This is a genomic window from Bacillus sp. WC2503, from assembly GCF_052682895.1.
Map to the genome: position 1 here is coordinate 625,021 of NZ_JBQYMD010000001.1, position 23,400 is coordinate 648,420.

26 protein-coding genes, 2 pseudogenes and 1 riboswitch are annotated in these 23,400 nt (G+C 34.4%); of the genes and pseudogenes, 23 read left to right on the forward strand and 5 right to left on the reverse strand.

Annotation, left to right across the window (positions count from 1 at the left end):
* Positions 1–2: 2 nt before the first annotated feature.
* The 6 genes and pseudogenes from phnW (at position 3) to cbpA (ending at position 5,396) form a co-directional block, all read left to right on the forward strand.
* On the forward strand, positions 3–1,097 hold the full coding sequence (gene phnW / locus ACUN26_RS03350) for a 2-aminoethylphosphonate--pyruvate transaminase (RefSeq protein ID WP_001014015.1): 1,095 nt from the start codon (positions 3–5) through the stop codon (positions 1,095–1,097).
* Positions 1,094–2,278 carry a saccharopine dehydrogenase family protein gene (locus ACUN26_RS03355; protein WP_000862167.1) on the forward strand — a complete coding sequence of 395 codons (1,185 nt, stop codon included), beginning with the start codon at positions 1,094–1,096 and terminating at the stop codon, positions 2,276–2,278. Before phnW ends, ACUN26_RS03355 begins: the two co-directional genes overlap by 4 nt.
* Before the next feature lie 40 nt (positions 2,279–2,318).
* On the forward strand, positions 2,319–3,101 hold the full coding sequence (locus ACUN26_RS03360) for a DeoR/GlpR family DNA-binding transcription regulator (RefSeq protein WP_000117656.1): 783 nt from the start codon (positions 2,319–2,321) through the stop codon (positions 3,099–3,101).
* A gap of 357 nt (positions 3,102–3,458) precedes the next feature.
* A pseudogene (locus tag ACUN26_RS03365) lies at positions 3,459–3,785 on the forward strand (NEAT domain-containing leucine-rich repeat protein); the annotation flags it as partial.
* Positions 3,786–4,016: 231 nt separating this feature from the next.
* The gene (locus tag ACUN26_RS03370; protein WP_000895994.1) at positions 4,017–4,646 is read left to right on the forward strand and encodes a class II aldolase/adducin family protein; all 630 of its coding nucleotides are present in this window, start codon (positions 4,017–4,019) and stop codon (positions 4,644–4,646) included.
* 126 nt (positions 4,647–4,772) lie between these two features.
* Positions 4,773–5,396, forward strand: coding sequence for a cyclic di-AMP binding protein CbpA (cbpA, locus tag ACUN26_RS03375; RefSeq protein WP_001264227.1), 624 nt, complete (start codon positions 4,773–4,775; stop codon positions 5,394–5,396).
* Positions 5,397–5,559: 163 nt separating this feature from the next.
* Here cbpA and ACUN26_RS03380 read toward each other — a convergent pair whose 3' ends face one another.
* Positions 5,560–6,330 carry a divergent polysaccharide deacetylase family protein gene (locus ACUN26_RS03380; protein WP_001234118.1) on the reverse strand — a complete coding sequence of 257 codons (771 nt, stop codon included), beginning with the start codon at positions 6,328–6,330 and terminating at the stop codon, positions 5,560–5,562.
* Between the two features lie 491 nt (positions 6,331–6,821).
* Here ACUN26_RS03380 and ACUN26_RS03385 point away from each other — a divergent pair, with 491 nt between their 5' ends.
* Complete coding sequence (locus ACUN26_RS03385; RefSeq protein ID WP_000495542.1) at positions 6,822–7,103, forward strand: aspartyl-phosphate phosphatase Spo0E family protein; 282 nt, start codon at positions 6,822–6,824, stop codon at positions 7,101–7,103.
* A gap of 29 nt (positions 7,104–7,132) precedes the next feature.
* Here ACUN26_RS03385 and ACUN26_RS03390 read toward each other — a convergent pair whose 3' ends face one another.
* Complete coding sequence (locus ACUN26_RS03390) at positions 7,133–8,629, reverse strand: DUF3149 domain-containing protein (protein WP_000865077.1); 1,497 nt, start codon at positions 8,627–8,629, stop codon at positions 7,133–7,135.
* A 195-nt stretch (positions 8,630–8,824) separates the two neighbouring features.
* Between ACUN26_RS03390 and ACUN26_RS03395 the strand changes: the two genes are divergently transcribed.
* The 4 genes from ACUN26_RS03395 (at position 8,825) to ACUN26_RS03410 (ending at position 12,015) form a co-directional block, all read left to right on the forward strand.
* The gene (locus tag ACUN26_RS03395) at positions 8,825–9,271 is read left to right on the forward strand and encodes a MarR family winged helix-turn-helix transcriptional regulator (RefSeq protein WP_000203343.1); all 447 of its coding nucleotides are present in this window, start codon (positions 8,825–8,827) and stop codon (positions 9,269–9,271) included.
* Between the two features lie 159 nt (positions 9,272–9,430).
* Positions 9,431–11,125: a M3 family oligoendopeptidase gene (locus ACUN26_RS03400; protein ID WP_000008590.1), complete on the forward strand. Its 1,695-nt coding sequence runs from the start codon at positions 9,431–9,433 to the stop codon at positions 11,123–11,125.
* Between the two features lie 139 nt (positions 11,126–11,264).
* Positions 11,265–11,798 carry a DinB family protein gene (locus tag ACUN26_RS03405; protein WP_000941967.1) on the forward strand — a complete coding sequence of 178 codons (534 nt, stop codon included), beginning with the start codon at positions 11,265–11,267 and terminating at the stop codon, positions 11,796–11,798.
* Between the two features lie 100 nt (positions 11,799–11,898).
* Positions 11,899–12,015, forward strand: coding sequence for a DUF6254 family protein (locus ACUN26_RS03410; RefSeq protein WP_000038354.1), 117 nt, complete (start codon positions 11,899–11,901; stop codon positions 12,013–12,015).
* Between the two features lie 11 nt (positions 12,016–12,026).
* Here ACUN26_RS03410 and kinB read toward each other — a convergent pair whose 3' ends face one another.
* Positions 12,027–13,235 (reverse strand): sporulation sensor histidine kinase KinB, encoded by a 1,209-nt coding sequence (kinB, locus tag ACUN26_RS03415; protein ID WP_002038243.1) that lies wholly within the window; start codon positions 13,233–13,235, stop codon positions 12,027–12,029.
* Between the two features lie 207 nt (positions 13,236–13,442).
* A riboswitch (PreQ1 riboswitch) is annotated at positions 13,443–13,486 on the forward strand.
* 93 nt (positions 13,487–13,579) lie between these two features.
* Between kinB and queC the strand changes: the two genes are divergently transcribed.
* Genes queC through queF form a run of 4 tightly spaced genes read left to right on the forward strand, consistent with a single transcriptional unit; the run spans position 13,580 to position 15,958 of the window.
* The gene (queC, locus tag ACUN26_RS03420) at positions 13,580–14,242 is read left to right on the forward strand and encodes a 7-cyano-7-deazaguanine synthase QueC (protein ID WP_000711602.1); all 663 of its coding nucleotides are present in this window, start codon (positions 13,580–13,582) and stop codon (positions 14,240–14,242) included.
* Positions 14,242–14,733, forward strand: a complete 492-nt coding sequence (queD, locus tag ACUN26_RS03425; protein ID WP_000368413.1) for a 6-carboxytetrahydropterin synthase QueD — start codon at positions 14,242–14,244, stop codon at positions 14,731–14,733. Before queC ends, queD begins: the two co-directional genes overlap by 1 nt.
* Positions 14,726–15,442, forward strand: coding sequence for a 7-carboxy-7-deazaguanine synthase QueE (gene queE / locus ACUN26_RS03430; RefSeq protein ID WP_000036310.1), 717 nt, complete (start codon positions 14,726–14,728; stop codon positions 15,440–15,442). The genes queD and queE overlap by 8 nt, the downstream gene beginning before the upstream one ends.
* 18 nt (positions 15,443–15,460) lie before the next feature.
* The gene (gene queF, locus ACUN26_RS03435; protein WP_000918895.1) at positions 15,461–15,958 is read left to right on the forward strand and encodes a preQ(1) synthase; all 498 of its coding nucleotides are present in this window, start codon (positions 15,461–15,463) and stop codon (positions 15,956–15,958) included.
* Between the two features lie 48 nt (positions 15,959–16,006).
* On the opposite strand, the gene ACUN26_RS03440 is transcribed toward queF, so the two are convergent.
* Positions 16,007–16,192, reverse strand: coding sequence for a YkvS family protein (locus ACUN26_RS03440; protein ID WP_001165081.1), 186 nt, complete (start codon positions 16,190–16,192; stop codon positions 16,007–16,009).
* Between the two features lie 240 nt (positions 16,193–16,432).
* On the opposite strand from ACUN26_RS03440, the gene ACUN26_RS03445 reads away from it, so the two are divergent.
* Both ACUN26_RS03445 and ACUN26_RS03450 read left to right on the forward strand, forming a co-directional pair.
* Positions 16,433–16,579 carry a hypothetical protein gene (locus tag ACUN26_RS03445; RefSeq protein WP_000461689.1) on the forward strand — a complete coding sequence of 49 codons (147 nt, stop codon included), beginning with the start codon at positions 16,433–16,435 and terminating at the stop codon, positions 16,577–16,579.
* Positions 16,580–16,670: 91 nt separating this feature from the next.
* Positions 16,671–17,273, forward strand: coding sequence for a histidine phosphatase family protein (locus ACUN26_RS03450; protein WP_000264991.1), 603 nt, complete (start codon positions 16,671–16,673; stop codon positions 17,271–17,273).
* A 36-nt stretch (positions 17,274–17,309) separates the two neighbouring features.
* Here ACUN26_RS03450 and ACUN26_RS03455 read toward each other — a convergent pair whose 3' ends face one another.
* Positions 17,310–17,888: a GNAT family N-acetyltransferase gene (locus tag ACUN26_RS03455; RefSeq protein ID WP_000619577.1), complete on the reverse strand. Its 579-nt coding sequence runs from the start codon at positions 17,886–17,888 to the stop codon at positions 17,310–17,312.
* Between the two features lie 245 nt (positions 17,889–18,133).
* On the opposite strand from ACUN26_RS03455, the gene ACUN26_RS03460 reads away from it, so the two are divergent.
* The 6 genes and pseudogenes from ACUN26_RS03460 to nrdF all read left to right on the forward strand — a co-directional run bounded on the left by ACUN26_RS03460 (position 18,134) and on the right by nrdF (position 23,017).
* Positions 18,134–18,328 (forward strand): hypothetical protein, encoded by a 195-nt coding sequence (locus ACUN26_RS03460; protein WP_000344285.1) that lies wholly within the window; start codon positions 18,134–18,136, stop codon positions 18,326–18,328.
* Between the two features lie 25 nt (positions 18,329–18,353).
* Positions 18,354–18,671: a hypothetical protein gene (locus ACUN26_RS03465; RefSeq protein ID WP_000502192.1), complete on the forward strand. Its 318-nt coding sequence runs from the start codon at positions 18,354–18,356 to the stop codon at positions 18,669–18,671.
* A gap of 476 nt (positions 18,672–19,147) precedes the next feature.
* A complete protein-coding gene (nrdI, locus tag ACUN26_RS03470) occupies positions 19,148–19,507 on the forward strand; it encodes a class Ib ribonucleoside-diphosphate reductase assembly flavoprotein NrdI (protein ID WP_000959449.1) in 360 nt (119 codons plus the stop codon).
* Positions 19,494–20,621 (forward strand): annotated as a pseudogene (locus ACUN26_RS03475) (ribonucleotide reductase N-terminal alpha domain-containing protein); the annotation flags it as partial. The gene nrdI and the pseudogene ACUN26_RS03475, both read left to right, overlap by 14 nt.
* A 382-nt stretch (positions 20,622–21,003) precedes the next feature.
* On the forward strand, positions 21,004–21,954 hold the full coding sequence (locus ACUN26_RS03480) for a ribonucleotide reductase (protein ID WP_306474175.1): 951 nt from the start codon (positions 21,004–21,006) through the stop codon (positions 21,952–21,954).
* 94 nt (positions 21,955–22,048) lie between these two features.
* Positions 22,049–23,017, forward strand: coding sequence for a class 1b ribonucleoside-diphosphate reductase subunit beta (gene nrdF / locus ACUN26_RS03485; protein ID WP_001203010.1), 969 nt, complete (start codon positions 22,049–22,051; stop codon positions 23,015–23,017).
* Positions 23,018–23,400: the final 383 nt, after the last annotated feature.

The window sequence follows — 23,400 nt, forward strand, 5'->3', positions numbered from 1 at the left end:
TCATGAATGGAAATCACTACTTATTATTAACGCCAGGACCATTGACGACAACAAAAACGGTAAAAGAAGTTATGCTATACGATTGGTGTACATGGGATGTTGAATATAACACAATGGTGCAAGATGTAAGAGCTAAACTTGTATCGTTAGCAACGAAAGAAGAAGAGAAATATACAACGGTTTTAATGCAAGGAAGCGGTACGTTTTCAGTTGAAGCAGTGATTGGTTCTGTCGTTCCTAAAAATGGAAAGCTTCTTGTTTGTACAAATGGTGCATACGGTAAGAGGATTGTGCAAATGGCAGAGATGTTACATATAAATGTGGTCGTGAGTCAAACAGAAGAGTGGGAACCTACTAATATTGCAGAAGTAGAAAAGTTATTGCAAGAAGATAAAGAGATTACTCATATTGCAGTAGTTCATTGTGAAACAACTACAGGTATTATTAATCCAATTGTAGATGTATGTAAATTAGGAAAGCGATACGAGAAGGTTACAATTGTTGATGCAATGAGTAGTTTCGGCGGGATTGAAATAGACATTGCTGATTTGCAAATTGATTTTTTAATTAGTAGTGCGAATAAATGTATTCAAGGTGTTCCTGGATTTGGTTTTGTTATCGCAAATCGTGAGGAATTACTAAAGTGTAAAGGGCAAGCACGCTCTTTATCTCTTGATTTATATGATCAATGGGAAACGATGGAAGAGCAAAATGGGAAATGGCGTTTTACTTCACCTACGCATGTTGTACACGCTTTTTATCAAGCCTTGCTTGAACTAGAAAAAGAGGGCGGAGTAAGAGCACGTTGCAATCGATATTATAACAATCAAAAATTATTGGTCAACAGAATGAAAGAAATTGGATTTAAGTCATTAGTAGATGAAAAATATCAATCTCCTATTATTACATCGTTTATTTACCCAGAGGGATTTGAATTTCAGGAGTTATATAACGAGTTAAAGAAGTATGGATTTGTAATTTATCCAGGGAAAATTTCGAAAGTAGATACGTTCCGTATTGGAAATATCGGTGATGTACATGAGGAAGATATAAATCGTTTAGTTGATAGTATCGCCAAAGGAGTTGTTATAGGTTGAAAGTATTTTGCTTAGGTGGAGCAGGTAAAATTTGTCGTGAAGCGATTTTGGATTTAGTTCAATTTTCATCTTTTGAGACGATTACAGTAGCCGATTTTAACGAAGAAGAAGGTCGTAAAGTAGTAGAATGGCTCAACGATCCTCGTGTTGATTTTGTGAAAGTCGATGTGACAAATCATGAGGATACAGTTGCAAAAATGAAAGGCTATGACATTGTAATGGATGGTACGACGATAAAGTTAAATGGATTGTCTACTCGTTGTATTGCGGAAGCTGGGTGTCACGGTGTGAATTTGAATGGATTTGGTGAAGAAAATGAATCACATGCTATATTTGTTCAAAATGAAAAAACATGTTTACCCGGATTTGGTATGACACCAGGTGTAACGCAAATGATGGCCATGCATGCAGCAAATCAGCTAGATACTGTAGAGTATGTTCGTGTAAGTCACGGTTCGTATCGTCCAATTGCTTTTTCTGCATCAATTACAGAAACAACGACATATGAATATGATCCAAATTTACCATCGCGTACAGTATATGAAGATGGTAAGTTTAAGCAAGTACCTCCTTTTGCGCGACCAAGAGAAATTGAATTGCCAGCGCCTTATGGTAAAACAATGCAGTATATCATTCCGCATTCTGAAACGATTACGTTAGCAAAGGCACTAGAAAATAAAGGTGTCAAACTGATAGAGACGAGAGGAACTTGGCCAAAGAAAAATATGCAGCTCGTACGTGCTTTATATGATTACGGCATATTGCGTAATGATCAAATTGAAATAAACGGGAAAGAAATTGGCATTATGGATTGTATTTCGCAGTATTTATTACAATCGAAAGAAGGTCAAGAGACGGAAGTATACGGTTATGCACTTCATGTAGAAGTAGTAGGTATGAAAAATAATGAGAAACAGAGACATGTATTATATCATACACATCCGTTATCTGATGGATCTATTGTAGGATGGGAAAATTTAAGAGCTTATACGAGAAACGTCGGTATTCCATTTGGAATTGCTACCGAGTTAATTGCAAATGGGAATGTAAATAAAATGGGTGTTGTTACGCCTGAAGAAGCTTTCGAAAATCCACAACTTGTTTTTGATGAACTAGAAAAGCGCGGCATTTATATTCATGAAGAGGTTTCTACTTACAAAGAAAATTATAATTTTGTATAAGCAAGGAACTTTATGAGGTAGATACAAATGGGGTGAAGCTATGTCTGTAGTAGGAGAAGAAAGAAAGCGGACTATTCTTGAAAAAGTAGAGTTTAAAGGAAAAGTAAAGGTTTCAGAATTAGCGAGAGAATTCGCTGTATCAACAGAAACAATTCGTCGATATTTAGAAGAGTTAGATCGTGAAAAAAAGTTGAAGAAAGTGTATGGTGGAGCTGTTCAACTTCCAGGTGCCGGGATAGAGGCGCCGATGTTAGAAAGAGAAATGCTACATATAGAAGAGAAGAAAAGAATTGGTTATAAAGCAGCAACATTTGTAGAAGATGGTGATGTCATTGCAATTGATGACGGAAGTACACCACTTCAGATGGTTCCATATCTTGTTCATCGAAAAAATTTAACGATTGTTACGAGTTCTTTTCCAGTAGCGACACAATTAATCTCTTCTATTAATAAAAAGATGTTTCACGGTGAAGTTTTATTTATTGGTGGAAAAGTATCCCCAAAGCATTCGCGTGTATCAGGATCTATTTCTCAGCAAGTGATTCATCAATTTCATTTTCATAAAGCGTTTGTTTCGATTGATGGGTTATTACCTAGTTTTGGCGTTTCCAGTTTTGAATTAGAAAAAGCAAAACTGTCGGAAGCGATGATGAAATTAGCTGAGAAAACATATATTTTATGCGACCATACAAAAGTAGGCGTAAAAGGGAATTATAGAATAGCAGGATTTTCTCGTATTCAACATGTTATTTGTGATAAGAAAATGCCATATAGTTTTGAAGAAGAAGTTAAGAAGCATAATATTCAATGGACAGTGTGTTAAATAAAGTGAAAGCAGTAATGAAATAAAAGGTTTGCATTCATGCAAAAAGTGGACACATTTTCTCATTTCCTTCATATAATTTACCAATATAAAAAAAGTTGGCTGAAGGAAAGAAGGGGGAATATGTCAGAACGCATATATAATAAACTTGTATTGTATGCAAATATTTTACAAAAAATTGGTTTTATTAATGAGAAAGAAAAAAGTGAAATTCTTCATACGATAGGTAAAAAATCCCTTTGAATAAAGGGATTTTTATTGTGTATCGCTAGAAACATATTTTACATGTAATATTACAGTTATCAATATAAGGGAATTTTATTTTGAAAAAATTATATTAAGGCGCTAGTAGTAGCGACATTAGGCGACAAAGAAACAGAGAAAGCAGATGATAACTCTAATTCATGCCATACGGAAACAAAGAATCAAGTGGATAGCCAAAATATGATAACAGATAAATAATTAAGAGAATTTGTTAATAAAAAAGTATGTAATAGAAAAGATTTAAATACACCAATTACGAAAGAAGAGTTATTGCAAGTAAAGGACTTGTTTTTAAATACGAATGAGATTATTGATTATCGTGCATTGAAATATATGCCGCATTTTAAATTTTTAACAGTTGCGAATGCGAAGATAAAAGATCCGTCATTCTTTACGAACTTAAAGCAAATGAGAAAAATACGTTATTCTTTCATTAGAAGAATAACGTATTTTTTATTGTAAAATGAAGTAGGACATGGACGGCGGGATTGGTATGTGAGTAGCCTATTTTTACGAGGAGCGTTGAAATCATATTGACAAAAAAGCATTCTCATGTGATAATTCAATTAAATTTTTAGAATAATCAAAAAATATTCCTTTTACATAGAAAGGATTCGAACATTATATAAATATTACGACGGGGGTGACGAAATGTTATTTTTTCTGAAGAAATGGAATGAATTAAAAGATGTGAAATCTGAATTGGCACTTCGTGATTGGTTTTATGGTACAAAAATTAGTTTATCGTTATGTACGTCAAAAGAGCCATTAACATTTTTAGTGAATGTCGAGGGAAGAGATAAAGGATTGTTTTCAGAAGAGGATTTTATTGTTGTCAATTGCATGTGTGAGCCAGTGTTTGAAAACGAGGAAAAACCAGCGGCAGAGTCATTTATGCATGCGGATATTTATAAAAAAAGCAGTGCGGAATGTATTTTACAAGTACAGACTGTAGATAGCCATTTAATATCAGAGTTATACGGAGAAGAAAGAGAAGTAACATTCGATAAACGTAGCGTGGAACGTGTTTTTGGAAAAGAAGGTATAACAGAAATGACAATTCCAATTGTAGAAGATGAAAAGAAATTTGCTGATTTGTTAGAAAGTAATGTTCCGAATTTTATTGAAGGTGGAGGAGTAGTTCTCGTTCATAATTACGGCATGATTGTGTGGGGGAAAACGCCAGAAGAAGCGAAAAAATGGCTAGAGGGTATAGAATATTTAATGAACTATCATGTAAAGTTGTTAATGATAAAAGGTGCGAAGAGCTCTGTTATATAAAAATGTTTGCGATGTTGTTACAATTCCATAAATAAATGAAAGCGTTTTAAAAATAATTTTACTCATAAAATATAGGTCTCCTTATTATATATAGATTACATGTTGACATGTAAGGAGGAACATATTTTGCGAGTTAAATATCATTTTCTGCCAAAACAGCAGGTGACTTATTGCAAGATAAATGATACTGGTGAAAAAGCATTACAAATTATGAATGAAACGGGATTTCGAGCAATCCCTGTATTAGCAGAAGATGAGAAGCTATTCATGGGGATTATTTATAAAGTAGATTTATTAGAAAAGAAGTGTAATAGCGGATTAGAGCATGTAAGTACAGGAGATATGTTAGAAAATTCCTCTGCATTTATTTTTGAAAAGGATTCTTTCTTCAGAGCGTTTTATGTGATTCGTCGTCTCCCATTTTTAGCGGTGCTAAATGATTATAATGAATTTGTTGGTATCTTAACACATTCCAATGTATTTGATGTTATTGAAGACTCATTCGGTATGCGGACGGGTGGTTATATATTAACAATTGCAACACAAGATTGTAAGGGAACGATTAAAGAGCTTGGGACATTGTTAAAAGCATATAATATCGGTGGGTTGTTTACGCTAGATAACGGTGATCAATATATTCGCCGTATTATCGTAAATATATCAGATGAGTTAGATGAAAAAAGATTAAAGAAATTAATCGAAAAAATAGAAAAAAAAGGATTCAGAGTGAGTCATGTAGATTATATTTAAGTGAAAAGGAAAGGTACCAATCTACTATATGTAGAGTGGTACCTTTTTTTCGTGTAAGTGATGAATTGTCTCCCACTATTTTTGTGAGCACCGCCGCCCGTAAACGCCCGATTGGTGAGGGCTAATAATTAGTGGTGAATGCCCCACTAATTAAAGTTTCACTTTATTTTGAAACAGCAGGTGGAGATAATGCTAAATCAGACAAAAAAATAAAGTCTGCATGCTCGCGAATTTTGGGAATAGAGGTTTCTATAACACGTGATGTAATTTCACCTGGAGGCCCAACGTGTCCGATAGCTACCATAATTGGTTTTTCTTGAATTTTTTTGATAAGTAATTGAGCTTGTTTTGAAATATGTCCTGCTGTATAAACATCATCAAAAAATAGTTGGTTTTCAATAATAGGCACCCCTAATTCTTTTCCGATTTGTGGGACGACACTATTAGGGTTTGTTTTGCTATCTAAATAAAATAAACCGTGTTTTTTACAAGCTGTAAGTATAAGACGTACAATTCTTTCGTCAGCTGTTACTTTTGATCCCATATGATTGTTCATTCCAATTGCATGCGGTACTTCTTTAATCGCTTGTTCGAGTCGGTTGTTTATTTCTTCATCGCTTAAATCAGTTGTAAGTGCTTTTGGTCCAAGCCATTCTTTTTTACCTTTAATAGGTTCCATTGGCATATGTATAATAACTTCATGGCCTTTTTTATGGGCAGCTATTGCATCTTCTTTTGTAGAAGGAAGGAAAGGCATAACAGCAACAGTCAGTGGAATGGGAAGTGATAACATTTTATCAGTTCCCTTCATATTATTTCCGAAGTCATCAATGACAATAGCTACTTTATTTGTATGGGCATTGGCTTGAATCGGAAACAAGAAGGATGATAAGAACATAGTAAAAATGAGCAATGCAATCGTATATTTGCGCATATAAATATTTCCTCTCTATTTTATCCCGCTATTTGCGGGCAGTAAGATTCCCACCTCAAAATTCGGCTGGAGCAAAGAAGTTAGGGGGAAGATCCACTGCTCGTAAACGCCCGATTGGTGAGTGCTAATAATCAGTGGGGATGAACAAAACCCCCCACTGATTAAAGTTTCACTTTATCAATCATCATTATGTTTTGCGTTTTTATATAAATTAAACAAAAAATGTCGAAGAAAAGTATATGGTAAATAGAGAAACCGCTATTTAATTGGTATTTGTAAAAAAAGAAGATGAAAAAAATGTCTATTATTGCGAATGTATTTACAAAGATAGAATAATTTGTAATAATTCTCAAAGTGAGGGTAAAGATTTGTAAATTACAGGGAGAAAATGTTTAATTTTCTGATTCTTCAAATTTGAATATGATTAAGCAGGTAAAAGGTCAATAGTGAAGTGAAGTTGAGAGCATGGAAGAATAATAAGGGGGATATGGATGTTTACTGTAAAAAGGAAGTACACATTAGAAAAGCTTTCACGTGATATTCATATGAAGCGTGAAGAAATGATTCAACTAGGATTAACAAGCGGGTTAACTAGTAGGGAAACAATTCAAGTTAGTCAAGAATTGGACAAGCTTATTTTACAATACCAGCGCTATAAAGAAAAACAAACACCAAAATGGTTTTCCATTATAAAGGTACCTATTTTCCAAATCGGATATGAAGGAAAATCGAATAATTTTTGGCGAATGCTTGTGGCGGGTTTTATGAAATAAGTATAATTACCCTTTTGTGATAAGGATAATTATACTTTATGTAACGGTATTTCGATATGAACTGTCGTTCCTTTGTTTTCTTTACTGTCAATAAAAATATGCCCATCGTACATCTCTACAATTCGTTTACATATGACAAGTCCAAGACCTGTTCCAGTATCTTTATTAGTAAAGAACGGATGAAAGAGGTGTTTTTGAATATGTTTTGGAATACCTTTTCCAGTATCAATAATTTGCAATTGTGCGTGTGTTTCATTGTCTGTTACGACAATGGTTAGTGTGTCACTAGAAGTCATGGCTTCAATTGCATTTTTTGTAATGTTTAAAACCACTTGTTTCATATGGTCTTTTGAGCAACGGATATGAACAGGATGGTCTGGCAAATGTAGATGGAATACAATGTTATGTAGATTCGCCTCAGATTGAATAATCAATGCTACCTCATTTAGAATAGTTCTCACATCATATGTTTGTTCAATGATAGCAGTTGGCTTTCCAAGAATAAGAAATTCACTTACAATTTCATTAATTCTCTCTATTTCTTGTTCGATGATGGAAAAGTAAAACTGATCCTGTTCATCTTTATATTTTTCTTTTAATAGCGCAACGAGTCCTTTAATTCCCGTAAGAGGATTGCGGATTTCGTGGGCTGTACTCGCTGCAAAAGTTCCAACCAATTCAATTTTTTGCAGTTCATTTTGTTGTCTTTCCAGCTTTGTTTGCCGTTTTAATAACATATATTGAGCGAGTAAAAATAAGATAGACATTAAAAATAAAGTAGCTATACATTCTATTGCAACCCATTGGTATAAAGTTTGCTTGTGGATAGGTAATGGAGAAACAGAGACCTTCCAATTTAACCTTTGGAGTGGGGTAGTGAGCATATTAGAATGCGCATCGCTTGTTTCATTATTGTCATCAGTTAGAAAAACTACATCATGTTTATCAGTTACTTCGAAATGGTATTGTGGTTTAATAGCATTTAAAGAAGATGAAATGTAGTCAAAGCGTAAACTTGCTAACAATAAGCCTGAGAGTTCCTTCTGTTTGTTAAATATTGGGGAAGCGATTATAATAGCTTGATGTCCAAGGACGCGATCTGTAATGACGGATGATACAGTTGTTTTCTTAGTTTGTAATGCGTCTTGAATATACTTGCGGTCTGAGACGTCTACAGGTCTTGATTCGCTTTCTGATGCGATGGTAATGATTCCTTCTGGTGTAACGTAATATAGACCAGAAAAGCGCGCATCGTTTCCATCTGTATCATGCACAATTTGTTTAATCCCATTTATGTTACCAGTCTCGGTACCTACGACTTTTGCAAGCATTTCTAAGGCAGAAATTGCTTCACCAAGGTGATGATCTAAATAGTCTCTATATAAAAAGAGAACCGTATGAGCAGATGTTTTGTTTTCCTGCTTCATTTTATACGTATGATAGGAATAAAATGTAGCACCAATCACTATCGTTGGTAGGATAACAAGCAATATATATAAAACTATGCTTTGGAATTTGACTTTCAAATGTGGTACTCCTTCTTTTTTTATTATCATTATATATAAACTATGTTAAAATTGTCATGTTTTTATTCAAGAATGATTCGTAATATATTAGGGGAGAAGAAATGGATGAGTGAATGCTCATTCGGAACTCACATGAAGTATTAAGCTGTATTTTCTTTTTATTGCTGAGAATTTAAGTGAAGGGTTGAAAGTTGTATGACATCAAATAATGAACGAGAAGATATTTCTCAATCTTTAAAAGTATTTATTGCATTATCTCGTGTACACCGTTCTGTTATGGATACTACAAATAAATCTATACAAAGTAACGGGTTAAATCCAACTGAATTTGCTGTATTAGAACTGCTATATCATAAAGGTGGTCAACCACTTCAGCAAATTGGTGAGCGCATTTTAATAGCTAGTGGCAGCATTACATATGTTGTAGATAAGCTGGAAAAAAAGGGATTAGTAAAGAGAATCCCATGTCCGAATGACAGACGTGTTATTTATGCGCAATTAACGGAGTCTGGGGAGAGTTTTATTGCTTCTATTTTTCCGGGGCATGAGCAAGTTATACATCAGTCTTTTGAAATGTTAACGAAGGATGAAAAGGATGAATTACTTGATTTGTTGAAAAAAATTGGAAAGTATGAAAAGTGATACTATGTTCCAAAGGAGCTTTGGATAAAAAATCCAAGGCTTTTTTGCATATAAGTAAGTAAGATGGCAGCTGCCGAATTTTGTTGAAAACTAAGAGGGGATTTGGGAAGAAGTATTGAATTATAGTAAAGGTATACATAATGGAGAGGAGGCTCGTTCATGTCATTTAAAGACTATGAATATAAACGGCCAAATATTGAAGAATTAAAAGAGAAATTTACTGTTGCTTTAGAGAAATTTGATAACACAAAAACTGTAGAAGAACAAAAACAAGTTATCAATTCAATTAATGAAATTCGCAATGATTTTGGTACAATGGGGAATCTTTGTTACATTCGTCATTCTGTTGATACGACAGATGCTTTTTATAAGGAGGAGCAAGATTTCTTTGATGAATACTCTCCAGTTGTACAAGGATATGGAACAAAATATTATAAGGCGTTAATTAGTTCTCCATTTCGTGAAGAATTAGAAGCCTATTACGGAAAGCAATTATTCGCTCTAGCAGAATGTGATTTAAAAACATATTCAGATGAAATCGTGAAAGATTTACAATTAGAGAATAAATTGTCTTCACAATATACACAGTTGTTAGCATCTGCAAAAATTGACTTTGCGGGAGAAGAAAGAACATTATCGCAACTGATTCCATTTATGCAAGGAAAAGAAAGAAGTGAACGTAAATCAGCAAGTGAAGCATACTACGGATTTTTAGCTGGAAATGAGGAAGAACTAGATCGTATTTATGATGAGCTTGTTAAAGTAAGAACGAAAATTGCGAAATCTTTAGGTTTCAAAAACTTTGTTGAACTAGGATATGCAAGAATGTATCGTACAGATTACAATGCGGAGATGGTTGCGAATTATCGTCAGCAAGTACTTGATTATATCGTTCCAGTTACAACGGAATTAAGAAAGAGACAAAAAGCACGTATCGGTGTAGAAAAGCTAGCATATTACGATGAAAACTTTGAATTTGCTACAGGTAATCCAACTCCAAAAGGAGATGCAGATTGGATTATTAATCATGGGAAAACGATGTATAAAGAGTTATCAGCTGAAACAGATGAATTTTTCAATTTCATGTTAGATAATGATTTATTAGACTTAGTTGCGAAAAAAGGAAAAGCTGGTGGCGGATATTGTACATATATCGAAAATTATAAAGCGCCATTTATTTTCTCAAACTTCAATGGAACATCTGGTGACATTGATGTATTAACACATGAAGCTGGTCATGCTTTCCAAGTATATGAAAGTCGTAAATTTGAAATTCCAGAATATAATTGGCCAACATATGAAGCGTGTGAGATTCATTCTATGAGTATGGAATTCTTTACATGGCCATGGATGAAACTATTCTTTGAAGAAGATGCAGATAAATATTATTTCTCACACTTAAGTTCAGCACTTCTGTTTTTACCATATGGTGTATCTGTCGACGAATACCAACATTATGTATATGAAAATCCAGAAGCATCACCAGCAGAGCGTAAGACAGCATGGCGTAACATAGAGAAGAAATATTTACCGCATCGTGATTATGAAGATAATGATTATTTAGAGCGCGGTGGCTTCTGGCAACGTCAGGGGCATATTTATAGCTCGCCGTTCTACTATATTGACTACACGTTAGCTCAAATTTGTGCACTGCAATTTTGGAAGCGCGCAAGAGATAATAGACAAGAGGCATGGGAAGATTATGTGAACCTTTGCCAACAAGGTGGAAGTAAATCATTCTTAGAATTAGTAGAAGTGGCAAATTTAACATCACCATTTGCTGAAGGTTGTGTGAAAAGTGTCATTACAGAAATTGAAGCATGGTTACATGCGATTGACGACACAAAATTGTAAAAAACATGCGCTTTTTTTCACATGTTTAACATCGACATAATGGGAAAATGATGAGATAATAAAAGAAAATTCAGAATACTAAAGAGGTGTTTCTAATAAGGAGCACCTCTTTTCACCAACAAAAAGGGGGGAAAGAAGTATGCTTCAATCTAATATGGATGTGAGTTTAGAAAGTTTGGTGAACTCATTGCAGTCTACCCGAAGCACGCTATTATCAGAAATTGAAATGTTAAATGATACAGAAGTGAATGTAAAGCCACGCCGTGATAAATGGAGTATTATTCAAATTTTACATCACTTACATTTAGTTGAACAATCTGTCACATCTGCCCTTGTATATGCTCTACACAAAAATGAAAGAAATGCGACTCCATTTAAAGACCTCCAACTTACGCTTGATCGCACACATAAAAGAGAAGCTCCTCAGCAAATGCAACCAACAGAAACTTTAATGAAAAAACAGCAAGGAATTCAATTGCTAGAACATTCACGACAAGAACTATTACATGCGCTTCATAGTATCATAGATGAAAAAGAATTAGTTGAAAATGGATTAAAGCATCCTGTTTTTAATGATTTGAATTTGTATCAGTGGGTTCAATTTCTTGATTTACATGAACAAAGACATCTTACACAGTTAAAAGAGGCGAAATACGCAATTTTGCAGCGATAAAGTGGAAGAAGTGGGAAACCACTTCTTTTTTGATACATGCATAGTTTTCTTTCTTACTTTGGAATACTACATGGAGAAAGAAAAGAAGGAGTTGAAAAGTATGTCCAAGAAAAAGAGAGAAGAAGAGCGTGCTTGGAAAGCACGTAAAGAGAATCAAAAACCACATGGAAAAGTGAAAGCTTTTGCTGAATTAGTTGAAGGAACAGAAAAAACGTGATGATTATTTCATCACGTTTTTTGTATGAGTGGAAAGGTTAATAAGAAGGTTGTACCGATTCCTTTTTCACTTATAATATCAATTTTTCCATTCATAGCTTGAACAACACTGAATACAACCATCATTCCAAGACCAGTCCCTTTTTCTTTCGTTGAATAGAAAGGAGAACCGAGGCGCTTCACCTGTTCTTGATCCATGCCAACTCCTGTATCTTTTATATATAGCTGGATATGCTTATGATCAGGAACTAATGTGAAATAAAGATCGCCACCTTTTGGCATAGCTTCAATGCAGTTTTTTAAAATATTTAATAAGCATTGGTTTAGTTTTTGCTTCTCTCCAGCGATAAAGAAAGAAGTACTTTGCTTTATGTAATGAGTACGGACATTTGTTAAATTGGCAAGTGGTGTAATTAAAGATAGTGCATGCAGTAATTCTTCCTCGAGTTGTAGTGTTTGTTCTTTTTCAATACTCGGTTTTGCAAAGGTTAAATAGTCTGTGAGAACATGATTTGCTTGCTCAATACCATTAATGGCAATATCGATATATAATTTCCGTTCTTGCTCGGTACATGTATCAGACTGCAATAGTTGTAAAAATCCTTTCGTTGAAGTTAAAGGATTGCGAATTTCGTGCGAGATGGAAGCTGCCATTTCACCGATTAAATGAAATTTCTCAGCGTTCATAAGCTCATTTTGGAGACGAACCTGAGTTTGTAATATGTGTAGTAAATATAAAATAAGGATCGTACCAAGCATCGTACATAACTCATACACAATAATATGGGGTATATAATCTACCTTATTTGTAACTTCTGAAAGGAAGAAGGGTATCCAGCTAAATCCATATGTGAGACTGTAAATAATAGCAAGTGCTATTTTTATACGATTAGAAGTTCGATTGAAAAATTTGTACGTTAATAGTAGAACAATAAATAGAACAATAGAAGCGATAAGGGATGGGAAAACACCTATTCCTCCTAATAAGAAGCGATATATGTTTAATACAGCTAAAATAGAACCACCAGCAATAGGCCCTCCTGTCAATGTACCGACAATTAATACGATATGACGCATATCAAATTGAAAACCATTATTTGTTTTTGCTGCAAAAGTGATACATAGTATTGTAGCGAGGCAACACAGTACAATAAATATAGCTGAATTTAATTTAGGAGACCGTTTCCCTTTTTGATTCCAAAATAAGTGATAAATAAGCATTGTAACGAGAATGGATAAAATATTTAAAAAGAGGTAAATAATAAAGTGTTTCAGTGGGATGCCTCCTCTCTCCGAATAGTAAATTAATCATACTATAAAATGAAAGAAATGGAATATAAAATAGCGGAAAAATCAGAAATTTTTTCTGGTAGTATACAATATGTTACAATATGTTTTGTCAATGAAAGAAGAAATTCCATGCACCGCATGGGAGAGGTTCGCGAACTCCCTCTATAAAAAACTATGGAAACAACAATATCCTTAGGTATTGTTTTGTTTTTTTATTGTGACAGTTCAAGAACGTTCTTTCTTCTTATTCGTAGTAGAGAAGGAGAATGAGTGAAATGAAAAAAGAAAAAGCAGTTGTTGTTTTTAGTGGTGGACAAGATAGTACAACATGTTTATTTTGGGCAATAGAGCAGTTTGCAGAAGTAGAAGCTGTAACATTTAATTACAATCAACGTCATAAATTAGAAATTGATTGTGCAGTGGAAATTGCGAAAGAGCTAGGAATTAAACATACGGTACTAGATATGAGTCTATTAAATCAACTTGCTCCAAATGCGTTAACGAGAACGGATATGGAGATTACACATGAAGAAGGTGAATTGCCATCGACATTTGTAGATGGACGAAATTTACTATTCTTATCATTTGCTGCTGTATTAGCAAAACAAGTTGAGGCACGTCATATTGTAACGGGTGTATGTGAAACTGATTTTAGTGGTTATCCAGATTGCCGTGACGTGTTTGTGAAATCGTTAAACGTTACATTAAATTTATCTATGGATTATCCATTTGTCATTCATACACCACTTATGTGGATTGATAAAGCAGACACGTGGAAATTATCTGATGAACTTGGCGCATTCGAGTTTGTTAGAGAAAAAACATTAACATGTTATAACGGAATCATTGGTGATGGTTGCGGTGAATGTCCAGCATGTCAACTTCGTAAAGCAGGATTAGATACGTACTTACAAGAACGCGAAGGAGCGAACAACTAATGGATAATTTCTTTGGATTTCGCATCGTAGAAAATTTGCAAAAAATGGACAAGGATATTCAACGTAAACAACTCAAATATCATAATAAAAGAGTAATGGTCAGCAAGGAATTTACATTTGATGCAGCGCACCATTTACACTGTTATGAAGGAAAATGTAAAAACTTACATGGTCACACATATAAAGTTGTATTTGGGATTAGTGGATATGTAAATGAAATAGGCCTTGCAATTGACTTTGGAGATATAAAAGAAATTTGGAAAAACGAAATTGAAATATATTTAGATCATCGTTATTTAAACGAAACATTACCAGCGATGAATACGACTGCTGAGAATATGGTCGTTTGGATTTATGAAAAGATGGCAGAAGCATTAACGAAAGATAATCGTGTGAACGAATATAAAGGAGCTCGTGTTGAATTTGTTCGTCTATTTGAGACGCCAACTAGTTATGCGGAAGTAAGACGGGAGTGGATGCTCGATGAGTAAAATTCCTGTCTTAGAAATATTCGGTCCGACTATTCAAGGAGAAGGCATGGTTGTCGGGCAAAAGACTATGTTTATTCGAACTGCTGGCTGTGACTATAGCTGTTCTTGGTGTGATTCTGCTTTTACATGGGATGGATCGGCAAAAGATCAAATTAGACAAATGCCAGCGGAAGACATTTGGAATGAGCTTGTTGAAATTGGAGGAGAAAATTTCTCTCATGTTACGATTTCGGGTGGGAATCCTGTTTTATTGAAAAATATTGAGTCGCTTCTTTCTATATTAAAAGAGAATGGGATGCGAACGGCGATAGAAACACAAGGGAGTAAATGGCAAGATTGGTTACTTCAAATTGATGAGATAACCATTTCGCCAAAACCACCAAGTTCGGGAATGAAAACAGATTATCAAAAGTTAGATGCTGTAATTCAGAAACTAGCAGGAAAAGATATTAGTTTAAAAGTAGTAGTATTCGATGATCGCGACTTTGAATATGCAGTTAAGATGCACGAACGTTATCCATCTGTACCATTTTTCTTACAAGTAGGGAACGATGATACGAAAACAGTGGATGATGCAATGCTTATTAAAAAATTATTAGATAAGTATGAGTGGCTTATTGAAAAAGCTGTTAATTGTAAAAAAATGAATGATGCGAAAGTATTGCCGCAGCTTCATGCGTTAGTATGGGGAAATAAACGAGGCGTATAAAGAGAAGGGATGTTTAAAATGGCAGGAAGATTAGATGAAGATTTAAAAGATGTAACATTATTAGGAAATCAAAATACAAAATATTTATTTGAATATAGCCCAGAAATTTTAGAGGTATTTGATAATAACCATCCAAACCGTGATTACTTTGTAAAATTCAATTGTCCTGAATTTACAAGCTTATGCCCGAAAACAGGACAACCAGACTTTGCAACAATTTATATTAGCTACATTCCTGAACAAAGAATGGTAGAGAGTAAATCTTTAAAGTTATATTTATTTAGCTTCCGCAATCACGGTGACTTCCACGAAGATTGTATGAATGTAATTATGAATGATTTAATTAAATTAATGGATCCGCGTTACATTGAAGTATGGGGCAAATTCACACCACGTGGTGGTATTTCAATTGATCCATATTGCAACTACGGTCGACCAGGAACGAAGTATGAACAAATGGCAGATTACCGTATGATGAACCACGATCTATATCCGGAAACGATTGATAATCGTTAATAGAAAGAAAAGTCCTGTATACTATACAGGACTTTTCTTTCTATTATATTATGCATTTTGATTAATGACAGTATAGTTTTTATGACTTACAACTGTAAGAGGTTCCATATCTAGTTCTCTAAAATTCTCCATAATTGTTATATCAACAATAACAGAGTTTTGATTTACCTTTTGAACACGGCCTTGCATTCCACCTTTAAATTCGATGATATCTCCAGTTTCTGCGATCTGCATAAGCAACTCTCCTTGTTACAGTTTTTCCAAAAAAGAATAATTTGGGATTTTTTATTTTCCTTTATTTTGAACTATGTTTCCTGTTTTGTAAATGTTTTCAAAGGAAAAAGTCGAAAAATATTCATATTTTATAAGATAATATCCATATTTCATATGATGCTGGAGAAAAAGTGTTTATATCTTTATAATGAAAATGGATGTTGGTCTGTTTAATAAGGGGGAAATAGGAGCGGTAAAATAATGTTTGAAATTATGGGGAGCTTTATAGCTTTGTTCTTATATTTATTTTCTTATACACAGTTGAAGAAAATTCGTCAACATGAAACGAATACATATTTTGATGGAATAGATGCTTCAGTTACTCATAGTAGTGGCGGAGATATGTAACAATATGTAACTTTTATTTTCAGCATGTTATGATGAATGTAAGAAATAGTACATAATATAGTTCGTAAGTGATGAATGGAGAGTGAAAAGAATGTGGATATCTTTTATTCGTCATGGTCGCTTGAATAGTACTATAGAACCGATGACAATTACTTCATTTCATGAATGGCTGAAGAGATATGATGTAGATAGTATGAGTAGGGAATGTAACATACCGATTGAAACAATTGAGGCAGTAGAATCGGCAAATTTAATTGTATCGAGTGATCAAAGACGTGCTGTACAGTCAGCAGCGGAATTAATGAATTCTTTGTCCTTTGTGCAAAATTCTCTTTTTAGGGAAGTAGAAGTACCGTCGAGTTTTTTTGCACCAGAATGGTTTAAATGTAAGCCGGGGACTTGGTTTTTTATTGGACGTGCTTTATGGATGGTTGGGTATCATAAAGATGTTGAGTCGTATAAGGAAGCAAGGGGAAGGGCAAAAGAAGCTGCTAACATGTTACATCACTATGCAATGGTGCACGGGAAAATCGCGATAGTAGGACATAGCTATTTTAATACGATGATTGGTGCGGAACTGAGGGCGATGGGATGGTCTGGACCTCCTATTTTTCATCGGAAGCCGTGGGGATATACAAAGTATACGTTCCATGAGGCGATGAATGGAAGTGTATTAAATACAAAATTAACTTAAAAGCACACGATTTTATATAAAATCGTGTGCTTTTTTTTAAGATATAGAAACTAATGTACGTAATGGTTTTATTAGATGAGCATAAGGTTCGCCAACGAGCATTACGGTTTTATCTTTGTTGTAACCTAGTTTTTCATACAGTGAAAAAGCACGCTTGTTTTCTAAATTAACAAGTAAGGCGATTTTTTCATAACCTGTTTCAGCTGCATGAAGTTCAGCTGCATCGATTAACTTAGAGCCAATGCCACGTCCGCCGTACATATTTGAAACTGACAACGTGTCAATATAATACTCATCAAGTTCAGCTTCTTTTTCTAACGTAATGGATTCATCTTCATGTAGTTCTCTTAAGTGGCGTATGATTGGTGCATCAAGTTGTTGAGCGTCACTACCGTGATAAGCGACAATAACCCCAACTACCTTTCCATCTTGTTCCGCCACTAAACAGTTTTCATAGCTCAATCGATTATTTTCTTTTACGAACCATTTTTCAAGTCCTAGTAATACATTTGCTTCAACTGTGCTACCAGTGATTTTTTCAGCAATTTCATGCAGAGCATTATACAATAAAGGAGATATTGCCTTTGCATCTGTCTTTGTTGCTTTCCGAATCATAGTATCCCTCCTAGTTCTATTTGTATATTGTAACATAGTGGTATGGAACTTTGTATGATTGAATGCCAAAATGTTTGATATAGAGAAGTAGCTATGTTAGTATATGATATTTAGTGGACATATAATAAAGCAATACTGCTTGTAAAATAATGAAAATGAAATGAAGGCATAGCAACAGGAAAAATTTACAGTTGTTGACCTATAAAAGATACGATAAAATAAAATATTGCATAGAGGTGAAATACATGGATGAACAATTAGCAAATACAATTTTGGATCAGCTGAAAAATGGTGAGATAAAGGAGTATGTTGCAACGAAAGATGTATTTTATACGTTTAGGAAAGTTGTAGTAAGTCGAGAAGATTTTAAACATATTATTGGGAATGCACAACGCGGCGGACAGGTAATTTATACATATTCAAAAACGCCACGTTCATAAATAGAAGATAAAGGGGAGGAGAATTATGGGCGATTTTAAACAAGGCATTTTACCGCATTGGGATTATATGTGGAAAGATAGAGCCGGAAATAGATGTATGGGAATGGTTATGTATCCAGAGAAACGAAAATGTTCAACAAAAATGCTTCAGAAAATAAAAAGGGCGTATGAGCAAGCGGCAGAAATTAAAGTAACTGTACAAGTTCAACAGACATATGAGTACATAGAAGGAATGATCGTATACTTTGATGAAGAAGCTCCTGTATGTACAATGCTTGATAAAGATGAGAATCCGCATCACATATTTGTAAAAGATATTTTGCGTATTGAGCACTCTGAATAAACTTTTCATACATAAATTGAAACGCCATAATAATAATCTTTTTCTATAATAGTTATCTTTTAGTATGTAACGAGCAACGAAAGTATATGTATAATATTTAATAAAGTAAAATTGATAAATGTAATCGTTTGTTAGAACAGATTATCGTTTCATGTCTGTTCTTTTTTGCGTGATGCTGGAGAAATATATTCCTCCAGCATTTGCCGTTTTATGACAAAATATATTGTTAACTTTTTTTAAAATGAGGTTAAATTCGTTGACAACTTTTTTGAAAAGCACTTTATTGACATGAGTTTTAGAATGTTGTTTCATAGTCATTGTATTGAAAAAAATCGGCGGTCTTGTCGAAAAGTAAAAGTTAAAAAAAGAAAGAATTTATACATATATCTTGTGTCTTATTTTGAAACGTAATACAATATATAGAGAAATCAAGAAATGACATACAAAGAGTATAGATTGGAGAGGGAGGGTCGGAAATGTTAGTTGCATATGATTCTATGACAGGAAACGTGAAGCGTTTCATTCACAAATTAAATATGCCGGCCGTTCAAATTGGTGAAGATCTAGTAATAGATGAAGACTTTATTCTTATTACGTATACAACAGGTTTTGGCAATGTACCAGAACGTGTTTTAGAATTTTTAGAGCGCAATAATGACAAATTAAAAGGCGTATCTGCAAGCGGCAATCGTAACTGGGGAGACATGTTCGGTGCAAGTGCTGACAAAATTTCTGCTAAATATGAAGTGCCTATTGTATCAAAATTTGAGTTATCAGGAACAAATAACGATGTAGAATATTTTAAGGAAAGGGTGCGGGAGATTGCGACACATTGAACTGAATAATGAAATCACGCAAATGCAGGACGGTTTTTATCAGCTTCATAAAGATAAAGAGGCATTAGAAGTCTTTATGGAAGAAGCTAGAGAGAATACCGTTCCTTTTAATAGCGTGGCAGAGCGAATGGAGTATATGAAAGAACATGATTACTATTACAATGTTCTGGACGAGTATAGCTTGGAGGAAGTAGAAGGAGTATATAACATCGCTTATGGTGAAAACTTCGAATTCCAATCTTATATGGCAGCATCTAAGTTCTACAAGGATTATGCGTTAAAAACGAATGATCAAAAACAATACTTAGAAAGCTATGAAGATCGTGTAGCAATTGTGTCATTATACTTAGGACGCGGTGATGTTGCGAAGGCAAAACAATTCGCAAGCATGATTGTAAAACAAAACTACCAACCAGCGACACCAACCTTTTTAAATGCGGGAAGAAGCAGAAGAGGAGAAATGGTGTCTTGTTTCTTGTTAGAGATGGACGATAGCTTAAATTCAATCGGCTTTAACATTAATACTGCAATGCAATTATCAAAAATTGGCGGGGGAGTAGCTTTAAACTTATCTAAGCTACGTGCGCGTGGTGAGCAAATTAAAGGGATTGATAACGCTGCAAGTGGTGTAGTACCTGTTATGAAATTGCTTGAAGATTCGTTTTCATATGCGAATCAACTTGGCCAACGAAAAGGTGCTGGTGCAGTATACTTAAACATCTTCCATTGGGATATTATCGAATTCCTTGATACAAAGAAAATAAATGCCGACGAGAAGAGCCGTATTCAGTCTCTATCAATCGGAATTATCGTTCCAAGTAAGTTCTTTGAGCTTGCTGAGAAAAACGAACCTTTCCATGTTTTCGCGCCTTATACGGTGTTTAAAGAATATGGCAAGCATTTAGATGATATTGATATTGATGAAATGTACGATGAATTAATGAGCAATCCGAAAGTGAAGAAGAAGCCGCTAGATATTAGTGCACGTGATATGCTTATTAAAATCGCAATGATTCAGCTTGAGTCTGGTTACCCATACTTAATGTTTAAATCAAATGCAAATAACCAGCATCCACTGAAGGATATTGGAACTGTGAAGATGTCGAACTTGTGTTAAATATGTAGCACCTTCTAGTAGAAATGCTAGTCGAAAACTCCGTTAAACGGGGAAAGCCTCAAGTTTGAGGTAACCTACCGTGCTAAATCTTATCTTAGAATGAGCATAGAAAAGTTCAGAATGTATCTTATTATTTTGTATAGCAGAGTGATCAGACAACATAAAGTAATAAGAGACTTTCTGAAAGATTAAGATAAGTAAAAGCCTAACGACTATCCCTTATGGGAGTAGAGCGCAAGCGATTGGCGTTCGAAAAGCGGAGCACCTAATCAGGTAATGCTGTAGGTGATGATATAGTCTGTCCTGTATGGTGACATACAGCAGTTGCATGAGCAACGGACTGAGGAGTAGCGAACTCGGTTGAACATTCGAGACAGAAATCTTCCAGCTACAAGAAACTTCTGAAATAAATGATTACGGTACAGATGACATTATCCGCCGCGATATTAACTGTAACTTAGGATCACTAAATATCGTAAATGTAATGGAAAATAAAGAAATTCGTGAAGCAGTTCATGCAGGAATGGAAGCTTTAACAGCTGTTTCTGATATGACAATCATTCCGAATGCACCAACTGTGAAAAAAGCAAATGATGAGCTTCATTCAGTTGGACTTGGAGCAATGAACTTACATGGATATTTAGCAAAAAATAAAATCGGTTATGAAAGTGCAGAAGCGAAAGAGTTCGCACGTGCATTCTTTATGATGTTAAATTACTACTCTATTGAGAAAAGTATGGAAATCGCTAAAGAAAAAGGCGAAACATTTAAAGACTTCGATAAGTCTGATTATGCGAACGGCACATACTTTGAGAAGTATGAAACGACAGATTACAGCCCAGTAACTGAAAAAGTTCAGCAACTATTTGAAGGAATTCATATTCCAACAAAAGAAGATTGGACAAGTTTAAAAGAGCAAGTGCAGAAGAATGGATTATATAATTCATACCGTCTTGCTATCGCTCCAACACAATCTATCAGTTACGTTCAAAATGCAACTTCAAGCGTAATGCCGATCGTAAGTCAAATCGAATCAAGAACGTATGCGAATGCGACAACATATTATCCAATGCCGTATTTATCAAAAGATACGTTCTGGTACTATAAATCTTCTTACGATATGAATCAGTTTAAATTAATTGATTTAATTGCAGAAATTCAAGAGCATATTGACCAAGGAATTAGTACAATTCTTTACGTCAATAGTGATATTTCAACACGTGAGTTAGCACGTTACTACATCTATGCACATAAAAAAGGCTTAAAGAGTCTGTATTATACGAGAACACGTAAATTAAGCGTGGAAGAGTGCGTAGCTTGTACCGTTTAATATAAAAAAGTGAGACATTATGAGCAGGGTTTTCTGAACCCTGCTCATGCTTAGTTATCAATTTTTCATGTTTATTTAGAGAAGGGGCGATTGAATGCGTGCGGTAAACTGGAACAAAAAGGAAGATGATTTTAGTTTAATGTTTTGGAAGCAAAACATCGCTCAGTTTTGGACAGAAGAAGAAATCGCGGTGTCTTCTGACAAAAATACTTGGGCACAATTATCAAAAGAAGAGCAAATTGCTTATAAGCGTGTATTAGGTGGTTTAACACTTTTAGATACGAAACAAGGTGGCGAAGGGATGCCACTTGTACTTGTTCATCTTGAAAATTTACAAGCAAAAAGTGTATTAGCTTTCATGGGAGCTATGGAAGAAGTACATGCGAAGAGTTACAGTCATATTTTTACAACGTTAGCTACGGAAGAAGAAATTGATGATATTTTTGAATGGGTAGACAATCATCCATTACTTGAGAAAAAGGCTGGTATTATTACTCGTTACTATCGTCGTTTATTAAAGCCTCAAGTAACGAAAAAAGAGTTATACATGGCAATGGTAGCAAGTGTGTTCTTAGAAAGTTACTTATTCTATAGTGGATTCTTCTATCCACTTTACTTAGCAGGTCAAGGTAAATTGACGGCAAGTGGTGAAATTATTAACCTAATCATTCGTGATGAGTCCATTCACGGCGTATTCGTCGGTATTTTAGCACAACAACTTTTCGCAGAGCTTTCTGCAGAAGATCAACAAGAAGTGCAAAAAGAAACGCAAGAGTTATTAATGGAACTATATGAAATTGAAATGGCATACACAGAAGAAATTTACACTTCTATCGGTCTTGTAGATGATGTAAATCGTTTCGTTCGCTACAATGCGAATAAAGGACTTATGAATTTAGGACTTGAGCCGAAGTTTGAAGAAGAAGAAATTAACCCAATCGTTTTAAATGGTCTACGTACAGATACGAAAAACCATGATTTCTTCTCTGTAAAAGGAAATGGTTACGTAAAAGCAACGAACGTTGAAAAGTTATCTGACGATGACTTCGCATTCAATTTTTAATATCGTGTCATAGAAAAAGCTGTCTTTATAGAAAAGACAGCTTTTTTCTATGGATAGTTTACATAATGTTATTATTTCATGGAAATATTCCTATCTCATAAAAACCAAATTTGTAAGGGAGTGAAAATAAAAAACACGAATTAAAGTTTTATTTTTTATATTTAGCAGTATGAGAGATTGAATAACTTATGTCAAAATGAATAAAAAATGAGAAGAAGTGAGGCCTCATTCCACCTATATGTTTTCTTTCGAATTGAATTTTTTAATTACATACATTTTGGCTCGAAAATTGCATGATATTTAAAAACAAAAGGGAACTGTAATAGTTGGTGTGATGTATACAGCTATTTGAAAGCGTTTCCTTTTCGCTGTCGATTTTCAAA

Excerpts from the sequence above, each read along its gene's own strand:
- phnW (WP_001014015.1), top strand. The coding sequence starts at position 3 with ATGAATGGAAATCACTACTTATTATTAACGCCAGGACCATTGACGACA.
- ACUN26_RS03360 (WP_000117656.1), top strand. The coding sequence starts at position 2,319 with ATGTCTGTAGTAGGAGAAGAAAGAAAGCGGACTATTCTTGAAAAAGTA.
- ACUN26_RS03370 (WP_000895994.1), top strand. The coding sequence starts at position 4,017 with ATGTTATTTTTTCTGAAGAAATGGAATGAATTAAAAGATGTGAAATCT.
- ACUN26_RS03380 (WP_001234118.1), bottom strand. The coding sequence starts at position 6,330 with ATGCGCAAATATACGATTGCATTGCTCATTTTTACTATGTTCTTATCA.
- ACUN26_RS03385 (WP_000495542.1), top strand. The coding sequence starts at position 6,822 with ATGTTTACTGTAAAAAGGAAGTACACATTAGAAAAGCTTTCACGTGAT.
- ACUN26_RS03395 (WP_000203343.1), top strand. The coding sequence starts at position 8,825 with ATGACATCAAATAATGAACGAGAAGATATTTCTCAATCTTTAAAAGTA.
- ACUN26_RS03400 (WP_000008590.1), top strand. The coding sequence starts at position 9,431 with ATGTCATTTAAAGACTATGAATATAAACGGCCAAATATTGAAGAATTA.
- ACUN26_RS03405 (WP_000941967.1), top strand. The coding sequence starts at position 11,265 with ATGCTTCAATCTAATATGGATGTGAGTTTAGAAAGTTTGGTGAACTCA.
- ACUN26_RS03410 (WP_000038354.1), top strand. The coding sequence starts at position 11,899 with ATGTCCAAGAAAAAGAGAGAAGAAGAGCGTGCTTGGAAAGCACGTAAA.
- kinB (WP_002038243.1), bottom strand. The coding sequence starts at position 13,235 with ATGCTTATTTATCACTTATTTTGGAATCAAAAAGGGAAACGGTCTCCT.
- queC (WP_000711602.1), top strand. The coding sequence starts at position 13,580 with ATGAAAAAAGAAAAAGCAGTTGTTGTTTTTAGTGGTGGACAAGATAGT.
- queD (WP_000368413.1), top strand. The coding sequence starts at position 14,242 with ATGGATAATTTCTTTGGATTTCGCATCGTAGAAAATTTGCAAAAAATG.
- queE (WP_000036310.1), top strand. The coding sequence starts at position 14,726 with ATGAGTAAAATTCCTGTCTTAGAAATATTCGGTCCGACTATTCAAGGA.
- queF (WP_000918895.1), top strand. The coding sequence starts at position 15,461 with ATGGCAGGAAGATTAGATGAAGATTTAAAAGATGTAACATTATTAGGA.
- ACUN26_RS03440 (WP_001165081.1), bottom strand. The coding sequence starts at position 16,192 with ATGCAGATCGCAGAAACTGGAGATATCATCGAATTTAAAGGTGGAATG.
- ACUN26_RS03445 (WP_000461689.1), top strand. The coding sequence starts at position 16,433 with ATGTTTGAAATTATGGGGAGCTTTATAGCTTTGTTCTTATATTTATTT.
- ACUN26_RS03450 (WP_000264991.1), top strand. The coding sequence starts at position 16,671 with ATGTGGATATCTTTTATTCGTCATGGTCGCTTGAATAGTACTATAGAA.
- ACUN26_RS03455 (WP_000619577.1), bottom strand. The coding sequence starts at position 17,888 with ATGATTCGGAAAGCAACAAAGACAGATGCAAAGGCAATATCTCCTTTA.
- ACUN26_RS03460 (WP_000344285.1), top strand. The coding sequence starts at position 18,134 with ATGGATGAACAATTAGCAAATACAATTTTGGATCAGCTGAAAAATGGT.
- ACUN26_RS03465 (WP_000502192.1), top strand. The coding sequence starts at position 18,354 with ATGGGCGATTTTAAACAAGGCATTTTACCGCATTGGGATTATATGTGG.
- nrdI (WP_000959449.1), top strand. The coding sequence starts at position 19,148 with ATGTTAGTTGCATATGATTCTATGACAGGAAACGTGAAGCGTTTCATT.
- nrdF (WP_001203010.1), top strand. The coding sequence starts at position 22,049 with ATGCGTGCGGTAAACTGGAACAAAAAGGAAGATGATTTTAGTTTAATG.